The sequence below is a fragment of the Microtetraspora niveoalba genome, from assembly GCF_001570405.1.
GTDB lineage: Bacteria > Actinomycetota > Actinomycetes > Streptosporangiales > Streptosporangiaceae > Microtetraspora > Microtetraspora niveoalba.
Genome location: NZ_BBYM01000010.1, coordinates 50,909 through 64,264, shown reverse-complemented (window position 1 = coordinate 64,264; position 13,356 = coordinate 50,909). Strand labels below are relative to the sequence as shown.

The 13,356-nt window shown below is 70.5% G+C and carries 13 protein-coding genes; 6 read left to right on the top strand and 7 right to left on the bottom strand.

Annotated features, from left to right (window positions below; genetic code table 11):
• Positions 1-73 precede the first annotated feature (73 nt).
• The 3 genes from AWQ70_RS10490 to AWQ70_RS10480 form a co-directional block, all read right to left on the bottom strand.
• Positions 74-1,360: an ArsB/NhaD family transporter gene (locus AWQ70_RS10490; RefSeq protein ID WP_067173976.1), complete on the bottom strand. Its 1,287-nt coding sequence runs from the start codon at positions 1,358-1,360 to the stop codon at positions 74-76.
• Positions 1,361-2,108: 748 nt separating this feature from the next.
• Positions 2,109-2,567 (bottom strand): CBS domain-containing protein, encoded by a 459-nt coding sequence (locus AWQ70_RS10485; protein ID WP_067173570.1) that lies wholly within the window; start codon positions 2,565-2,567, stop codon positions 2,109-2,111.
• A gap of 49 nt (positions 2,568-2,616) precedes the next feature.
• Positions 2,617-2,889, bottom strand: coding sequence for a cation:proton antiporter regulatory subunit (locus AWQ70_RS10480; RefSeq protein ID WP_067173567.1), 273 nt, complete (start codon positions 2,887-2,889; stop codon positions 2,617-2,619).
• A 476-nt stretch (positions 2,890-3,365) separates the two neighbouring features.
• Between AWQ70_RS10480 and AWQ70_RS10475 the strand changes: the two genes are divergently transcribed.
• The 3 genes from AWQ70_RS10475 to AWQ70_RS10465 all read left to right on the top strand — a co-directional run bounded on the left by AWQ70_RS10475 (position 3,366) and on the right by AWQ70_RS10465 (position 7,526).
• Complete coding sequence (locus tag AWQ70_RS10475) at positions 3,366-4,412, top strand: sensor histidine kinase (RefSeq protein WP_084516784.1); 1,047 nt, start codon at positions 3,366-3,368, stop codon at positions 4,410-4,412.
• Between the two features lie 5 nt (positions 4,413-4,417).
• Positions 4,418-5,074: a response regulator gene (locus AWQ70_RS10470; RefSeq protein WP_067173564.1), complete on the top strand. Its 657-nt coding sequence runs from the start codon at positions 4,418-4,420 to the stop codon at positions 5,072-5,074.
• A 181-nt stretch (positions 5,075-5,255) separates the two neighbouring features.
• On the top strand, positions 5,256-7,526 hold the full coding sequence (locus tag AWQ70_RS10465; protein WP_067173561.1) for a HelD family protein: 2,271 nt from the start codon (positions 5,256-5,258) through the stop codon (positions 7,524-7,526).
• Positions 7,527-7,684: 158 nt separating this feature from the next.
• Here AWQ70_RS10465 and AWQ70_RS10460 read toward each other — a convergent pair whose 3' ends face one another.
• The gene (locus AWQ70_RS10460; RefSeq protein WP_067173558.1) at positions 7,685-8,191 is read right to left on the bottom strand and encodes a YtxH domain-containing protein; all 507 of its coding nucleotides are present in this window, start codon (positions 8,189-8,191) and stop codon (positions 7,685-7,687) included.
• A 225-nt stretch (positions 8,192-8,416) separates the two neighbouring features.
• Between AWQ70_RS10460 and AWQ70_RS10455 the strand changes: the two genes are divergently transcribed.
• Together AWQ70_RS10455 and AWQ70_RS10450 are read left to right on the top strand one after the other, a co-directional pair.
• The gene (locus AWQ70_RS10455; RefSeq protein WP_067173555.1) at positions 8,417-8,947 is read left to right on the top strand and encodes a peptidylprolyl isomerase; all 531 of its coding nucleotides are present in this window, start codon (positions 8,417-8,419) and stop codon (positions 8,945-8,947) included.
• 51 nt (positions 8,948-8,998) lie between these two features.
• Positions 8,999-9,856, top strand: coding sequence for a rhomboid family intramembrane serine protease (locus AWQ70_RS10450; RefSeq protein ID WP_067173552.1), 858 nt, complete (start codon positions 8,999-9,001; stop codon positions 9,854-9,856).
• A gap of 46 nt (positions 9,857-9,902) precedes the next feature.
• Here the strand turns inward: AWQ70_RS10450 and AWQ70_RS10445 are convergent, their stop codons facing one another.
• Positions 9,903-10,148, bottom strand: coding sequence for a cell division protein CrgA (locus tag AWQ70_RS10445; RefSeq protein WP_067173549.1), 246 nt, complete (start codon positions 10,146-10,148; stop codon positions 9,903-9,905).
• Between the two features lie 47 nt (positions 10,149-10,195).
• On the opposite strand from AWQ70_RS10445, the gene AWQ70_RS10440 reads away from it, so the two are divergent.
• Positions 10,196-10,783 carry an anthranilate synthase component II gene (locus AWQ70_RS10440; protein WP_084516782.1) on the top strand — a complete coding sequence of 196 codons (588 nt, stop codon included), beginning with the start codon at positions 10,196-10,198 and terminating at the stop codon, positions 10,781-10,783.
• Positions 10,784-11,088: 305 nt separating this feature from the next.
• On the opposite strand, the gene pknB is transcribed toward AWQ70_RS10440, so the two are convergent.
• Positions 11,089-12,957 (bottom strand): Stk1 family PASTA domain-containing Ser/Thr kinase, encoded by a 1,869-nt coding sequence (gene pknB / locus AWQ70_RS10435; RefSeq protein ID WP_067173546.1) that lies wholly within the window; start codon positions 12,955-12,957, stop codon positions 11,089-11,091.
• Positions 12,958-13,082: 125 nt separating this feature from the next.
• On the bottom strand, positions 13,083-13,356 hold a 274-nt coding region (locus tag AWQ70_RS40465; RefSeq protein ID WP_218004487.1), incomplete at its 5' end, for a hypothetical protein.

The window sequence follows — 13,356 nt, the reverse complement described above, 5'->3', positions numbered from 1 at the left end:
CGAGGGAACGGGGCCCGTCGATTCGCGTCGGGGCGCGGACACGAGAGAGCGCGTCAGAGCCCGGCGCCACGCGTCACATGAAGTACCGGAGCCAGACGTAGAGCCAGGCCAGCAGGGTGCTGAGGATCGTGACGACGATGCCGTACTTGGTGAACTGCCAGAACGAGATCCGGTGACCGGTCCTGGCGGCGATGCCGACGGCCACGACGTTGGCGCTCGCGGCCACCGCCGTGCCGTTGCCGCCGAAGTCGGCGCCGAGGGCGAAGGCCCACCACAGCGCCTGCCCGACACCCGCGTCCGGCGCCTGGGCGACCAGCCCCTCGACGACCGGCGCCATGGTCGCCACGTACGGGATGTTGTCGAAGAAGGCACCGAGCACGGCCGAGCCGAACAGCAGTGAGGTCGCCGCCGCCAAGAAGTCGTCCCCCACGGCGTCGATCGCCCAGGTGCCGATCGCGGAGATGACCCCGGTGTGCACCAGCCCGGCGACCATGACGAACAGGCCCATGAAGAACACCAGGGTCGGCCATTCGACCTCACGGAGGACCTCGGGGACGTCCGGACGGGCCACCATGATCATCAGACCGGCGCCGACCAGGGCGACGATCGAGGGCTCGATGTGGACGACGGAGTGCAGCCCGAACCCGGCGATGACGAGCCCGAGCACGGCCAGGCAGCGCGCCAGCAGCCGCGGGTCGGTGATGGCGCGCCGCTCCTGCAGGGCCATCACCGACGCCACGTGGTCGGGGTTGTACTTGAACGACTTCCGGAACAGCAGCCCGGTGAACAGCACGAACACCACGAAGATCACCACGACGACCGGCGTCATGTGGACGAGGAAGTCGTTGAACGTCAGTCCGGCCCGGCTGCCGATGATGATGTTGGGCGGGTCGCCGATGAGCGTGGCCGCGCCGCCGATGTTCGAGGCGAGGACCTCCGCGATGAGGTACGGCTGGGCGGGGATGCGCAGCCGGTCGCAGACCAGGACGGTCACCGGGGCCACCAGCATGATCGTGGTGACGTTGTCCAGGAACGGTGAGGCCACGGCGGTGATCACCATCAGCATCACCATGAGCCGGTACGGCCGGCCGCGCGACTTCTTGGCCGCCCAGATGGCCAGGAAGTCGAACAGCCCCGTCTGCTTGATGATCCCGACGATGATCATCATGCCGAGGAGCAGGAAGACGACGTTCCAGTCGATGCCCTCGTGCTCGGAGAAGAAGACCTTGGCCCCCGGGATCAGCCCGAGGACGGCCATCGCCCCCGCCGCGACGAGCACGACCTTGACCTTGTCGACCTTCTCCGTCGCGATGAGGAAGAACGCGACGACGAAGATGGCGAGCGCGACGACGGCGCTCATCCGGTCCACCCCGGCGGGCCGCCGTGCCGCCCGGTCGCGGTCCGGACGGCTGAACGCGCGGACGGTACGGCTGGGCAGGATGACGAGGCGCGCCGGAACGGCGTCGCCGCGGAAAAGCGGTGCACGAGATGGCCTCCGAACGATATGCGGGCATGCGCCGCCCCAGGCCGTGCCGTACCGGCGGTACCGGCCGGTGTGACGGGGGTCCGTCCCGGCCAGGGGGTTGAGCAACACGGGGTTGGGCGGGCACAGGTCGAGCCCGGCCGGCGGTGAGCAGGCAGGGGTTGGGCGGGCATAGGTCGAGCCCCGGCCCGCGGTGAGCAGGCAGGGCGTGAGCGGGCACAGGTCGAGCCCGGCCGGCAGTGAGCAGGCAGGGGGTGAGCAGGCAGGGGTTGAGCGGGCAAAGGGTGAGCCGGGCGGATCGAGCGGGCGAGGGGCCCCGACCACCCTGGGCGTTCCGAATGTCTCCGGATGGCACGGCGCCAGAGGCGGTCAGGATGTTCCGGGGTGGTGCGAGCGCGGCGCCGGGCGTTCGGGTGTCGGGGTGCCGGGAGCATCGCGCCGGGCGCCGAGGTCAGGTCTCCGAGCGCAGATCTCCGGGAGCGGATCCCCAAGGCCGGCCAGGTCTCCGAGCGCGGACCCGCGAGTCCGAGCGCAGGTCTCCGAGGCCGGATCAGGCCCCGAAGCCACGCTTTCGAGTCCGAGCGCGGGTCTCGGAGCTCAGTTCTCGGAGCTCAGTTCTCCGAGCTCAGGTCTCGGAGTCCGAGACGGCCATGCCGGTGAGCAACCCGTCGAGGGTGATCGCTCCGGCGAGCACGCCCGAGCGGTCGACCACCGCCACCAGCGGACTGCGCGCGGACGCCATGACGGCCGCCACTTCGAGCAGCGTCGCGTCCAGGGCCACGATGACCGGCCGGACGAGTTGCGACGGCAGGCACTCGCCCACCGTGCGGGCGCCCAGCTCCTGCCAGAACAGGTCGGCGTGGGCCTCGTCCACCGTCCGGGCCAGGGCCGGATCCTCCTGGTACGTCCGCGGGACCGCCAGACGGAGCACCTGCGTTCCGGGCAGCACCACGCGGGGGCGTCCCGCGCCGTCGACGACGATGAGGCCCGGCAGGCGGCCGAGGGCCATCACCCGGACCGCTCTGGTCACCGGGTCGCCGACGGTCACCGTCGGCAGTTGTACCGCTATGTCACGCGCCCGCATGTCACCATCCCGTCGGCTCTCTTCCACAGGCGGACGTCGTACCGGGCGGTCATGACTTCCCCGTGAGCTCGGCCAGCCGTCGTTCGAGTACGGCGAGCCGCTCGGAGACGGTCTGGTCGCGCAGGATCTCGGCGACCTGGTCGGCCTCGTCCCTGTCCATGACGATGGTCTGCCGGGGCACGTCGGGGTCGCCGGAGGCTTCGTAGATCAGCAGTGAGCGCCGTTCGGCGTCGTCCACCATGACGCCGAAGCGCTGGCCGGCGCGCGTCCCGCAATGGTGCAGCACGCCGACGCCGGGGACGGTCGTGCGGGTGATGTCCATGTCCGATGTGTCTCCGTTCGTCGTCCCTGGTGATGACCGGTGGTGACGTCAGCACGCGGATAAGGCCATGACTCTCCTCCCTGTGACCGGAACCGTTGACCGGAACCGTTGACCGGACCCGTTGACCGGAATCGCGCTCGCTCCCCCGCGGGCGCCCGATGCCCGTACGCCGTGGCACGACGCCGGAAACCCGGCACGCCCGTGACCCGAGACGCGACCGGAACCGGAACGCGCGGACCCGGACGGCACACCGCGAGCCGGCGGGTACGTCGGGCACCTGGGCGTTTGGCGGCGGGACCCCGGGCTCCCGCCGTTCCAAGTCTCGCCGCGCGCGGCCCTCGGCCGCCATCGGGTCCAGCACCCATCCCCGATGGGGGACGGCATGTAGAAACGGAGCACGAGGCGGCGCGGTGACCCGCGCGAATGCGTGATGGGCCGGATGGACAAACGCTCGTCGCCCCCACCACGGTGGGGGTATGAGCAATCTCGCCGACCGGCAGGAGGGCGGGCGGACCCAGGCGTCCCGCTCCCGGTGGAGGGCGCCCCGCACGCTGTTCTGGCGACTCTTCTTGATCAACGGCTTGGTCTTCACCGCGGGCACGCTGATCCTCGCACTCTCCCCGGCCACCGTCTCCTCCCCGGTCCTCCTGAAAGAGGTGCCGGTCCTGACGGTCGGGCTGGCGCTGATCCTCGGCGCGAACGCGTTGCTGCTGCGCGCCGGCCTCGCGCCGCTCGGCGCGCTGGCGACGCTGATGCAGCGGGTCGACCTGCTGCGGTCCAGCGGCGACCGGCTCGCCCTGCGCGGCAGCGGCGACCTGACCCATCTGGTCGAGACCTTCAACGCCATGCTCGACCGGCTGGAGGCCGAGCGCAGCACCAGCAGCGCGCACGCGCTGGCCGCGCAGGAGGCCGAACGCGGGCGCATCGCCAGGGAACTGCACGACGAGATCGGCCAGACCCTCACGGTGGTGTTGCTGGGCCTGAAGCGCGCCATCGACCGCGCGCCGGACGACCTGCGCGACGACCTGCACGCGGTCCAGGAGACGGTCCGCTCCAGCCTGGACGAGGTACGGCAGATCGCCCGCAGGCTGCGCCCCGGCGTGCTGGAGGATCTGGGGCTGCTCAGTGCGCTCAGCGCGCTGGCGACGGACGTCGCCCAGGTCAGCAAGCTGTCGGTGACCCGCAGGACCGACCCGGACCTGCCCGCGCTGTCCGGGGACGTCGAACTCGTCATCTATCGGATCACGCAGGAGAGCCTTACGAACGTGACCCGGCACTCCGGGGCCACCCGGGTGGAGTTGTCGCTGACGGCCGAGCCGGACGCGGTGGTGCTGCGCGTCGCCGACAATGGCCGTGGCGGGGTGCTCCAGGAGGGCGCGGGCATCCGGGGCATGCGCGAGAGGGCCCTGCTCGTCGGCGCGTCCCTGACCATCACCTCGCCTCCCGGCGGCGGCACGGAGATACGGCTCGTCATCCCCCTCCCCGCGCGGCCGGGGGCGGAGCAGACGGCGGAACGGAGTTGAACCCTGTGGACACGCCCACGACCCGGATCCTGCTGGCGGACGACCACGCTCTAGTCCGCCAGGGCCTACGGCTGATCATCGACGCGGAGCCGGACCTCACGGTCGTCGCCGAGGCGGCCGACGGCGCGGAGGCGGTCGAGCGCGCCTCCGAGGAGGAGATCGACCTGGCCATCCTGGACATCGCGATGCCGCGCATGACCGGGATCCAGGCGGCGCGCGAGATCTCCCGCCGCGCGCCGGGCATCCGGATCCTGATCTTGTCGATGTACGACAACGAGCAGTACTTCTTCGAGGCGCTCAAGGCGGGCGCGTCCGGCTACGTGCTGAAGTCGGTCGCGGATCGCGACCTGCTCGAGGCGTGCCGGGCGGCCGTACGCGGAGAGCCGTTCCTCTACCCCGGGGCGGTCGCCGCGCTGATCCGCGACTACCTGCAGCGCAACCGGCAGGGCGAGGCGATGCCGGACAACATCCTCACTCCGCGCGAGGAGGAGATCGTCAAGCTGATCGCGGAGGGGAACTCGTCGAAGGAGATCGCCGAGACGCTCGTCATCAGCGTCAAGACCGTCGATCGGCACCGTGCCAACATCCTGCAGAAGCTCGGCATGCGCGATCGGATCGAGCTGACGAAGTACGCCATCCGGGCCGGCCTGGTCGAACCCTGACAGGCGGGAGCAAGGCCGCGCGACGAGCGGTGGGCCGTGTGAGCAAGGCCGAGGGGTGGGCGAGAGCCGACACGCACCGAGAAGCGGGATGGACGACAACGCGAGGGGAGAACTGATATCCTCGACCCTCTGTGTCTCGAAGGGCAAACAAAAAACCCAACGATAGGATCGTAGCAAAGCCATGACGAGTCGTCAAGTCGCGGACGCTATCAGGGAAGAACAGTCCTACATCTCCATGCTGTACGACCGGCTCGACACCGCACGGCAGCGCAGCGAGGCGGCGTTGACCACCGTCCTGGCCCGCGGCGGCGCGGGCGGCACCCGGCAGGCCCTCATCGAGCGCGAGGTGTCCGCGGACGAGCACGCCCGCCGCGTCACCCAGCTCTCGGCGGTCGAACGCGGCCTCTGCTTCGGCCGGATCGACGACTCCGACGGCGAGACCTACTACATCGGCAGGATCGGGCTGCGCGACGACGAGCACGACTCCGTCCTCATCGACTGGAGGGCCCCCGTCGCCCGGTCCTTCTACGTCGCCAGCCCCAGCGACCCGGGCTCCCTCGTGCGCCGCAGGCACATCCACACCCGGGGCCGTACCGTCACCGGGCTCGACGACGAGGTCTTCGACCTCGACCGGATGGACGAGCGCGACCGGAGGAACCTCGTCGGCGAGGCCGCGCTGATGGCGTCGCTGCGCCGCGGGCGCACCGGACGGATGGGCGACGTCGTCGCCACCATCCAGACCGAGCAGGACCGGGTGATCCGGTCCGGCCTCGGCGGGGCGCTCGTCGTCCAGGGAGGGCCGGGCACCGGCAAGACCGTCGCCGCCCTCCACCGGGCGGCCTACCTCCTGTACGCGCACCGCGCCACGCTGGAGCGGCGCGGCGTGCTCGTGGTCGGCCCGAACGCCATGTTCAGCCGCTACATCAGCCAGGTGCTGCCCTCGCTCGGCGAGACCGAGGTGGTCCTGTCCAGCGTCGGCGAGCTGCACCGCGGCGTCCACGCGACCGCGGACGACGTCCCCGCCGTCGCCGTGGTCAAGGGCGACCCGCGGATGGCCGAGGTGATCGAGGCAGCCGTACGCGACCGCCAGCGTGTGCCGGACGGCGACCTGGAGGTGCTGATCGACGTGCGGACCTCCATCCGCGGCGGCGTCGAGGTCGTCGTCGAGCGGATGGCGCTGCGCCTGGACCACGACGCGTGCCTGCGCGCCCGCGACCGGGCGCGAGCCCTCGGCCGGCCGCACAACCTGGCCCGCCGGTCGTTCGTCAACAAGATGCTCATGGGCCTCGCCGTGGACGAGGCCAGGCAGCTCGACCGGCCGTACGACGAGGAGGACCTGCGCTACGCGCGCGAAGCCCTCTGGCAGCAGCAGTCGGTGCGGGCGGCGCTCGAGGAGCTGTGGCCGTACCTCACCCCGGAACGGCTCGTCGGCGAGCTGCTCTCGGACCCGGCCCGGCTGGCCGCGGCCGCGGCCGGGCTGCTCGGCGACGAGGAGCGCGACGCGCTGCTCCGCCCGGCGGGCTCCCCCTGGACGGTCGGGGACGTGCCCCTGCTCGACGAGGCCGCCGAGCTCCTCGGCGAGGACGACGCCGAGGCCAAGGCGCGCGAGCGGGCGGCCGCCGAGGAACGCGACGAGGAGGAGGCGTACGCGAAGGGCGTCCTGGAGATCGCCGACCTCACCGGGATGATGGAGGCCGCGGCGTTCGCCGCACGGCACCACGACGGCGGCCCGGCCGTGACCACGGCGCAGCGCGCACTGGCCGACCGCTCCTGGGCGTACGGCCACGTGATCGTGGACGAGGCGCAGGAGCTGTCCGCCATGGCGTGGCGCACCATCATGCGCCGGATCCCGGCCCGATCCCTCACCGTGGTCGGCGACATCGCGCAGACCGGCTCCGCCGCCGGCGCCCGCTCATGGGGCGAGATCCTCGACCCGTACGTCAAGGGCCGCTGGCGCGAGGAGCGGCTGCTCGTGAACTACCGGACCCCTGCCGAGATCATGGACGTGGCCGCCGACGTGCTCAGGGTGGTCGCCCCGGAGCAGGAGCCTCCCGAGTCCGTGCGGGACGGCGAGGCGCCTCCCCGTGCCCTGCCGTACGAGGGGACGGACCTGCGCGCCCTGGCGGAGGAGGAGCTGGCGGCGATCGGGGAAGGGCGGCTCGTGGTGCTCACCCCCGACGCCCGGCACGCGGAGATCGCCGCGCTCCTTCCCCAGGAGGGCGACCCGCTGGAGTCGCCGGTCGCCGTACTCACCGTGAACCGGTGCAAGGGCCTGGAGTTCGACGCGGTGGTGGTCGTCCAGCCCGCCGAGATCCTCGCGCAGTCGCCCAAGGGCGGCCAGGACCTGTACGTCGCGATCACCAGGGCCACCCGCCGCCTCACCGTGCTGCACGACGGCGACCTGCCCGCCATGCTCGCCCGGCTGGTCGGCGACACCCCTCCGGCAGAGTGAACGCACCGGACACCGAGGAACACGACGCGGGGAAACCGGGACGCGCGGGCATCCGCGCTGCGAGGGGAAATCCGGGCCGGGAAACGAGAACGGGCCGCGCGCCCTGAGGCGCCGGCCCGCCAGTGGTGCGACCGGCGCCGGAGCGCCGGCCGTACGCACTACTGGATCTTTCCCGCGATCTCGTCGGCCTTGCCGCCGACCTTCCCTCCGGCCTGCTCGGCCTTGCCACCGGCCCTGGCGCCGGCCTGCTCGGCCTTCTCGCCGGCCCACCTGGTGGCCTCCGCCGCGGTGTCCTTCATGCTCTCCGTCCACCGCCCGGACCTGTTCCGGTACATCACCGCGCCGGCCACGCCGATCGCGAGACCGGCGAACAGCATCAGCATCGGCCAGCGGCGCCGGGTCCTCGCCATCATGCCGGGATCGACCCGCCTGGCCGCCTCGTGCAGAAGAGAGCTCACCCGCGGGGCGAGCTGCTCCTCGACCGTGCACGCGGCCTGGTCCAGCTTCGGCGCCGCCCACACCCGGGCATCGGTGATGCGCGTGGCGGTGACGTCGCGCGCGTTCCCCATCATCGGAGTCACCTTGCCCACCATCGGGCCCACCTTGCCCGCCACCGGGCTCATCTTGCTGACCATCGGGCTCATCTTGCCCGCCATCGGGCTCATCTGGGCCTTCACACGGCCCAACCGCGTCCGCGGTGTCGGTACTTTGACGCGAGTTCTTCTGAGTGTCAGGGACACGACAAACCTCCCCGTTGTTGGGGCCCCGTGACGACCCTCTTCCCGTGTCAAAGCGGCTCAATCATGAGCGGGCTCCGCAGGCCGGGTCGATACGCTGTTCACCGAAGTTCAACGGACAACCGAAACACGCACGAAAAGGGGGCGGCCATCGTGGCTGAGAACCTCATCGCGAACCTTCGCACCAATCACGGCACCATCCGGGTCAAGCTCTTCCCGTTCCTCGCGCCGAAGACCGTGCGCAACTTCGTCGAGCTCGCCGAAGGCACCCGGGAGTGGACGCACCCCGAGACCGGGGAGAAGAGCACCGCCAAGCTGTACGACGGCACGATCTTCCACCGCGTCATCAACGGCTTCATGATCCAGGGCGGCGACCCGCTCGGCCAGGGCATCGGCGGCCCCGGCTACAGCTTCGACGACGAGATCCACCCGGAGAACATCTTCAACCGGCCCTACCTGCTCGCCATGGCCAACGCCGGCAAGCGCTTCGGCAAGGGCACCAACGGCTCCCAGTTCTTCATCACCGTCTCGCCGCAGCCCCACCTCAACCAGGGCCACACCATCTTCGGCGAGGTCATCGAGGGCACCGAGGTCGTCGACTCCATCGCCAAGACCCCGACCGGCCGGCAGGACCGCCCCGTGAACGACGTGGTCCTCGAAGAGGTCACCATCGAGCGTTCGTGAAAAACGGCTTATAGGCTAGGAGGCCGTGGACACGCCCTTCGGAAGGACTCCATGACCTCCCAGCCACCGCCGACGCACCCGGGGGCGGAAGCCGCGCCGACCTGCTACCGCCACCCCGAGCGCGAGACGTACGTACGATGCCAGCGCTGCGAGCGCTCCATCTGCCCTGACTGCATGCGCGACGCCGCCGTCGGCCACCAGTGCGTCGAATGCGTCCAGGAAGGCAACCGGAGCGTCCGGCGCACGCAAGCGATGTTCGGCGGGGCCACGGTCACCACACCACGCGTGACCTGGACCCTGCTGATCATCAACGTGCTCGCCTACCTCGCCGAGATCGCCGACCCCGACCAGGTCATCGGCCGCTTCTCGACCTGGTCCCTCGGCATCTACCACGGCGAGTGGTGGCGCCTCATCACCGGCGCGTTCCTGCACGCGCCGCTCACGTCCACCTGGGCCGCCTCCCACATCCTCTTCAACATGTGGGCACTGTGGGCCATCGGCCCCGAGCTGGAACGGCGGCTCGGCCACCTCCGCTTCGCCGCGCTCTACCTGCTGTCCGCGCTCGGCGGCTCCGTCGCCGTCTACCTCTTCGGCTCCCTGGCCGTCGGCGCGTCCGGAGCGATCTACGGAATGTTCGGCGCGCTCTTCGTCGTGTCCAGGAAACTCGGCTTCGACGCCCGCGGAGTCCTCTGGCTGATCGGGATCAACATCGTCCTGACCTTCGTGGTCTCCGGGATCAGCTGGCAGGGCCACCTCGGCGGGCTCGTGACCGGCACCGCGATCGCCGCCGCCTTCGTCTACGCCCCCCGCCGATCCCGGAACGCCGTCCAGCTCTCCGCCGTCGCCGCGGTGCTCGCCGCCATGGCGATCATCCTGCTGACATTGCCGCCGTACGGCGTGATGGCGTGATCCGGATGTCCACAGGTGTGGATAAGCCTGTGGACAACAATCTTCGTCAGCGCCAGCGGGTCGACAGGATCACACCGAAGATGATCATGCCGAAGCCGATCAGCAGGTTCCAGTTGCCGAGGGCACCCAGACCCGGAGCGTCCGGCGCGATGTAGTACACCGCGATCCAGGCGACCCCGAGGATCCAGGACACGACCATCAGCGGAGCGAGCCACCGGGGGCTGACCTTCACCGTCTGCGCCTTCTGCGGCGGCGTGTAGACGGCCTTCTTGCGGATCTTGGACTTCGGCACGGCAGTTCCCTCGTTAGTGGGCGCAGTTCCGAGTAAGGATAGTCTGCATGGTCGACCGACCGCGATTCCCAGCCCGTGTCCTCGTCGTGGACAACCACGACAGCTTCGTCCACACCATCGTGCAATACCTGCGCGAGCTCGGCGCCGCCTGCGACGTCCGGCCCCGCGACGACGTCACCGTGGACGACGCCGACGGATACGACGGCGTGCTCGTCTCCCCCGGACCCGGCACCCCCGAAGCCGCCGGAGTCAGCGTCCCCATGGTCCACCACTGCGCCGCACACGGCATCCCCCTGCTCGGCGTCTGCCTCGGCCACCAGGCCATCGCCGTCGCCTACGGCGGCACCGTCGGCCCCGCCGCCGAACTCATGCACGGCCGCACCAGCCAGATCGTCCACGACGGCGAAGGCGTCTTCGCCGGGATCCCCTCACCCGTCACCATGACGCGCTACCACTCCCTCGTCGTCACCGACGTGCCCGCCGTACTCGACGTCAGCGCCACCACACCGGAAGGCGTCGTCATGGGCCTGCGCCACCGCGACGCCCCCATCGAAGGCGTCCAGTTCCACCCCGAGTCGATCCTCTCCGAACACGGCCACCGGCTCCTCGGCAACTGGCTCGCCCGGATCGTGTAACGCTTCCACCCCCCGGCACGACTAACAGACGAGGGCTTCCGCCATTGCCCCCGAGTGGCGGAAGCCCTCTCCACGTTCAGGGGCAACGGCGGCCATCGCCCACAGCTGTCCCCTCAGAGACGGCGCAAGCCCCCCGCATTCCCAGGACCGACGGCAGTCATCGCCCGCTATCCCCAGCCCGGCGGGAACCCTGGTCCACCGCGCGCCGTCGGCCGCGGCGTCCCCTCATGGGATCCCGAGACGACGAGAAGGGGCCCGCTCGGATGAGCGGGCCCCTTCCACGACCTACGGGCTACGCCGGGGCGTCAGTTGCCGAACGGGTTGTCACCGTCGGGGAGGTCGACGACGCCGCCGTCGTCCATGCCGCCGTCGTCCACCGGCGGCTCGGTGATCTGGTCGCTCGGCGTGTCGTTCGGCTGCGGCTGCTGCGGGCTGGGGCCGCTGGACACCGTCAGCGTGATCGTCGTATTGGTCTGGAGCTTGGCTCCGGCGTCGGGGCTCTGGGCGATCACGTTGCCCTTCGGCACCACGTCGCTCGGCTGCTGCACGAGCTTGACCTTGAAGCCGGTGCCCTCCAGCGTCGACTTCGCGTCCTCGGCGGTGAGGCCGAGCACGCTCGGCACCTCGATGGCCTCCTTGGGCACGTAGAGCCGCACCGAGCTCCCCTTGGGGACCTCCTTGCCCGCCTTCGGGTTGGACTCGAAGACCTTGCCCTGCGGCTGCGTGGACGGCTTGTCACCCCTGGTGACCTTGAAGCCCATCGCCTCCAGCTCGGCCTTGGCCTCCTCGTACGCCTTGCCGATGACGTTCGGGACCTCGACCAGCTCGGGGCCCTTGGAGACGGTGATGGTGACCGCCGACTTCGGGGCGACCTGCGTGTCGGCCACCGGATCGGTGCTGATCACCACGCCCTTCTCGACCTCGTCGCTGAACTCCTCCTTGATCGTGGAGGTGAGACCCAGGTCCTGCAGGGCCTTCTCGGCCGCCTGCTTCGTCTGGCCCACCACGACCGGAACCTTGACGGTGTCCCCGCCGCCGGAGTCACCCGAGCTCAGGAACTTGAGCCCGATGCCGATGAACGCACCGATCACCAGCAGCGGGACCAGGATCCACGCGGCGGTCTTCAGCGCGGTGTTCCCGCCTTTGCTGCGCCTGCGCCCGTCGTACCGGCCGCCGTCGCGCTCCTCCGGGCCGTAGTCGTACTGGGGGATCGCCCGGGTGCCCTGCTGCGGCGCCATCTGGCCGCCCGCGCTGGTCATCGTGCGCGTGCGTTGATCCGCCGGGCCGTACGAGCCGTGGTTGGTGGCCATCGCCATCGTCTGCGGGTCGACCGGCATGCCGGACATCACACGCTGGATGTCCCCGCGCATCTCGGTCGCGCTCTGGTAGCGGTTGGCCGGGTCCTTGGCCATCGCCTTGAGCACGATCGCGTCGGCCCACTGCGGGATCTCCGGGTCGATGCCCGAGGGCGGGATCGGGTCCTCACGCACGTGCTGGTACGCGATCGCGACCGGCGAGTCGCCGGTGAAGGGCGGCTGGCCGGTCAGCAGCTCGTACAGCACGCAGCCCGTGGAGTAGATGTCGCTGCGGGCGTCCACCCGCTCGCCGCGGGCCTGCTCGGGCGAGAGGTACTGCGCGGTGCCGATCACCTGGGCCGTCTGCGTCATGGTGGCCGCGGAGTCGGCCATCGCGCGGGCGATGCCGAAGTCCATGACCTTGACCTCGCCGCTCAGCGTCAACATGATGTTCGCCGGCTTGATGTCGCGGTGGACGATGCCGCCGCGGTGGCTGTAGTCCAGCGCCCTCAGGATGCCGTCGACCAGCTCCATCGCGCGCTCGGGCAGCAGGCGCCGGTCGGCGCGCAGCAGGTCGCGCAGCGTCCGCCCGTCCACGAACTCCATCACGATGTACGGCACCGGCGTGCCGTCCATCATGTCCTCGCCGGTGTCGTACACGGCGATGATCGACGGATGGTTCAGTGACGCCGCAGACTGAGCCTCCCTGCGGAACCTCGCCTGGAAGGTGGGGTCCCTGGCAAGATCCGAGCGGAGCGTCTTGATCGCGACAACACGGTCCAGCCGGAGGTCCCGGGCGCGATACACCTCGGCCATGCCGCCACGCCCGACTACACCGTCGAGTTCATAGCGACCACCGAGAAGCCGAGGCTGAGTCATTTCCTGCACTGTCCCTTGCCGTTCATCTTGGGGTGCCGCCGGTGTCCATCATCGACCCCTTTTCGCATCACGTCTCCGTATTGGACGAGTTAGCGGGTGTTGGGGTGGGTGTGGAAGCTTGAGTGTCACTTGGCGTCGGGGTGGGGGTCGGGGTTCTCTTCGGAGTGGGCGTCGGGGAGGGCGTCGGCTTCCGAGTGGGCGAAGCCGACGTGCTTACGGTAGCCGACGCCGAAGGGGACGGCCGGGTTGGCGTGGGCCGGATACGGGACGGCGCCACGGTCGGAGGGACCGACCTGGGAGGACGTGTCGCGGGGTCCTCGGCGGTCGGGGTCGGCTGCGTGATCGTCGTGGGGCCGCCCTCCGGCGGAGGCGGCGTCTGCATCCCGCGCACCACCAGCG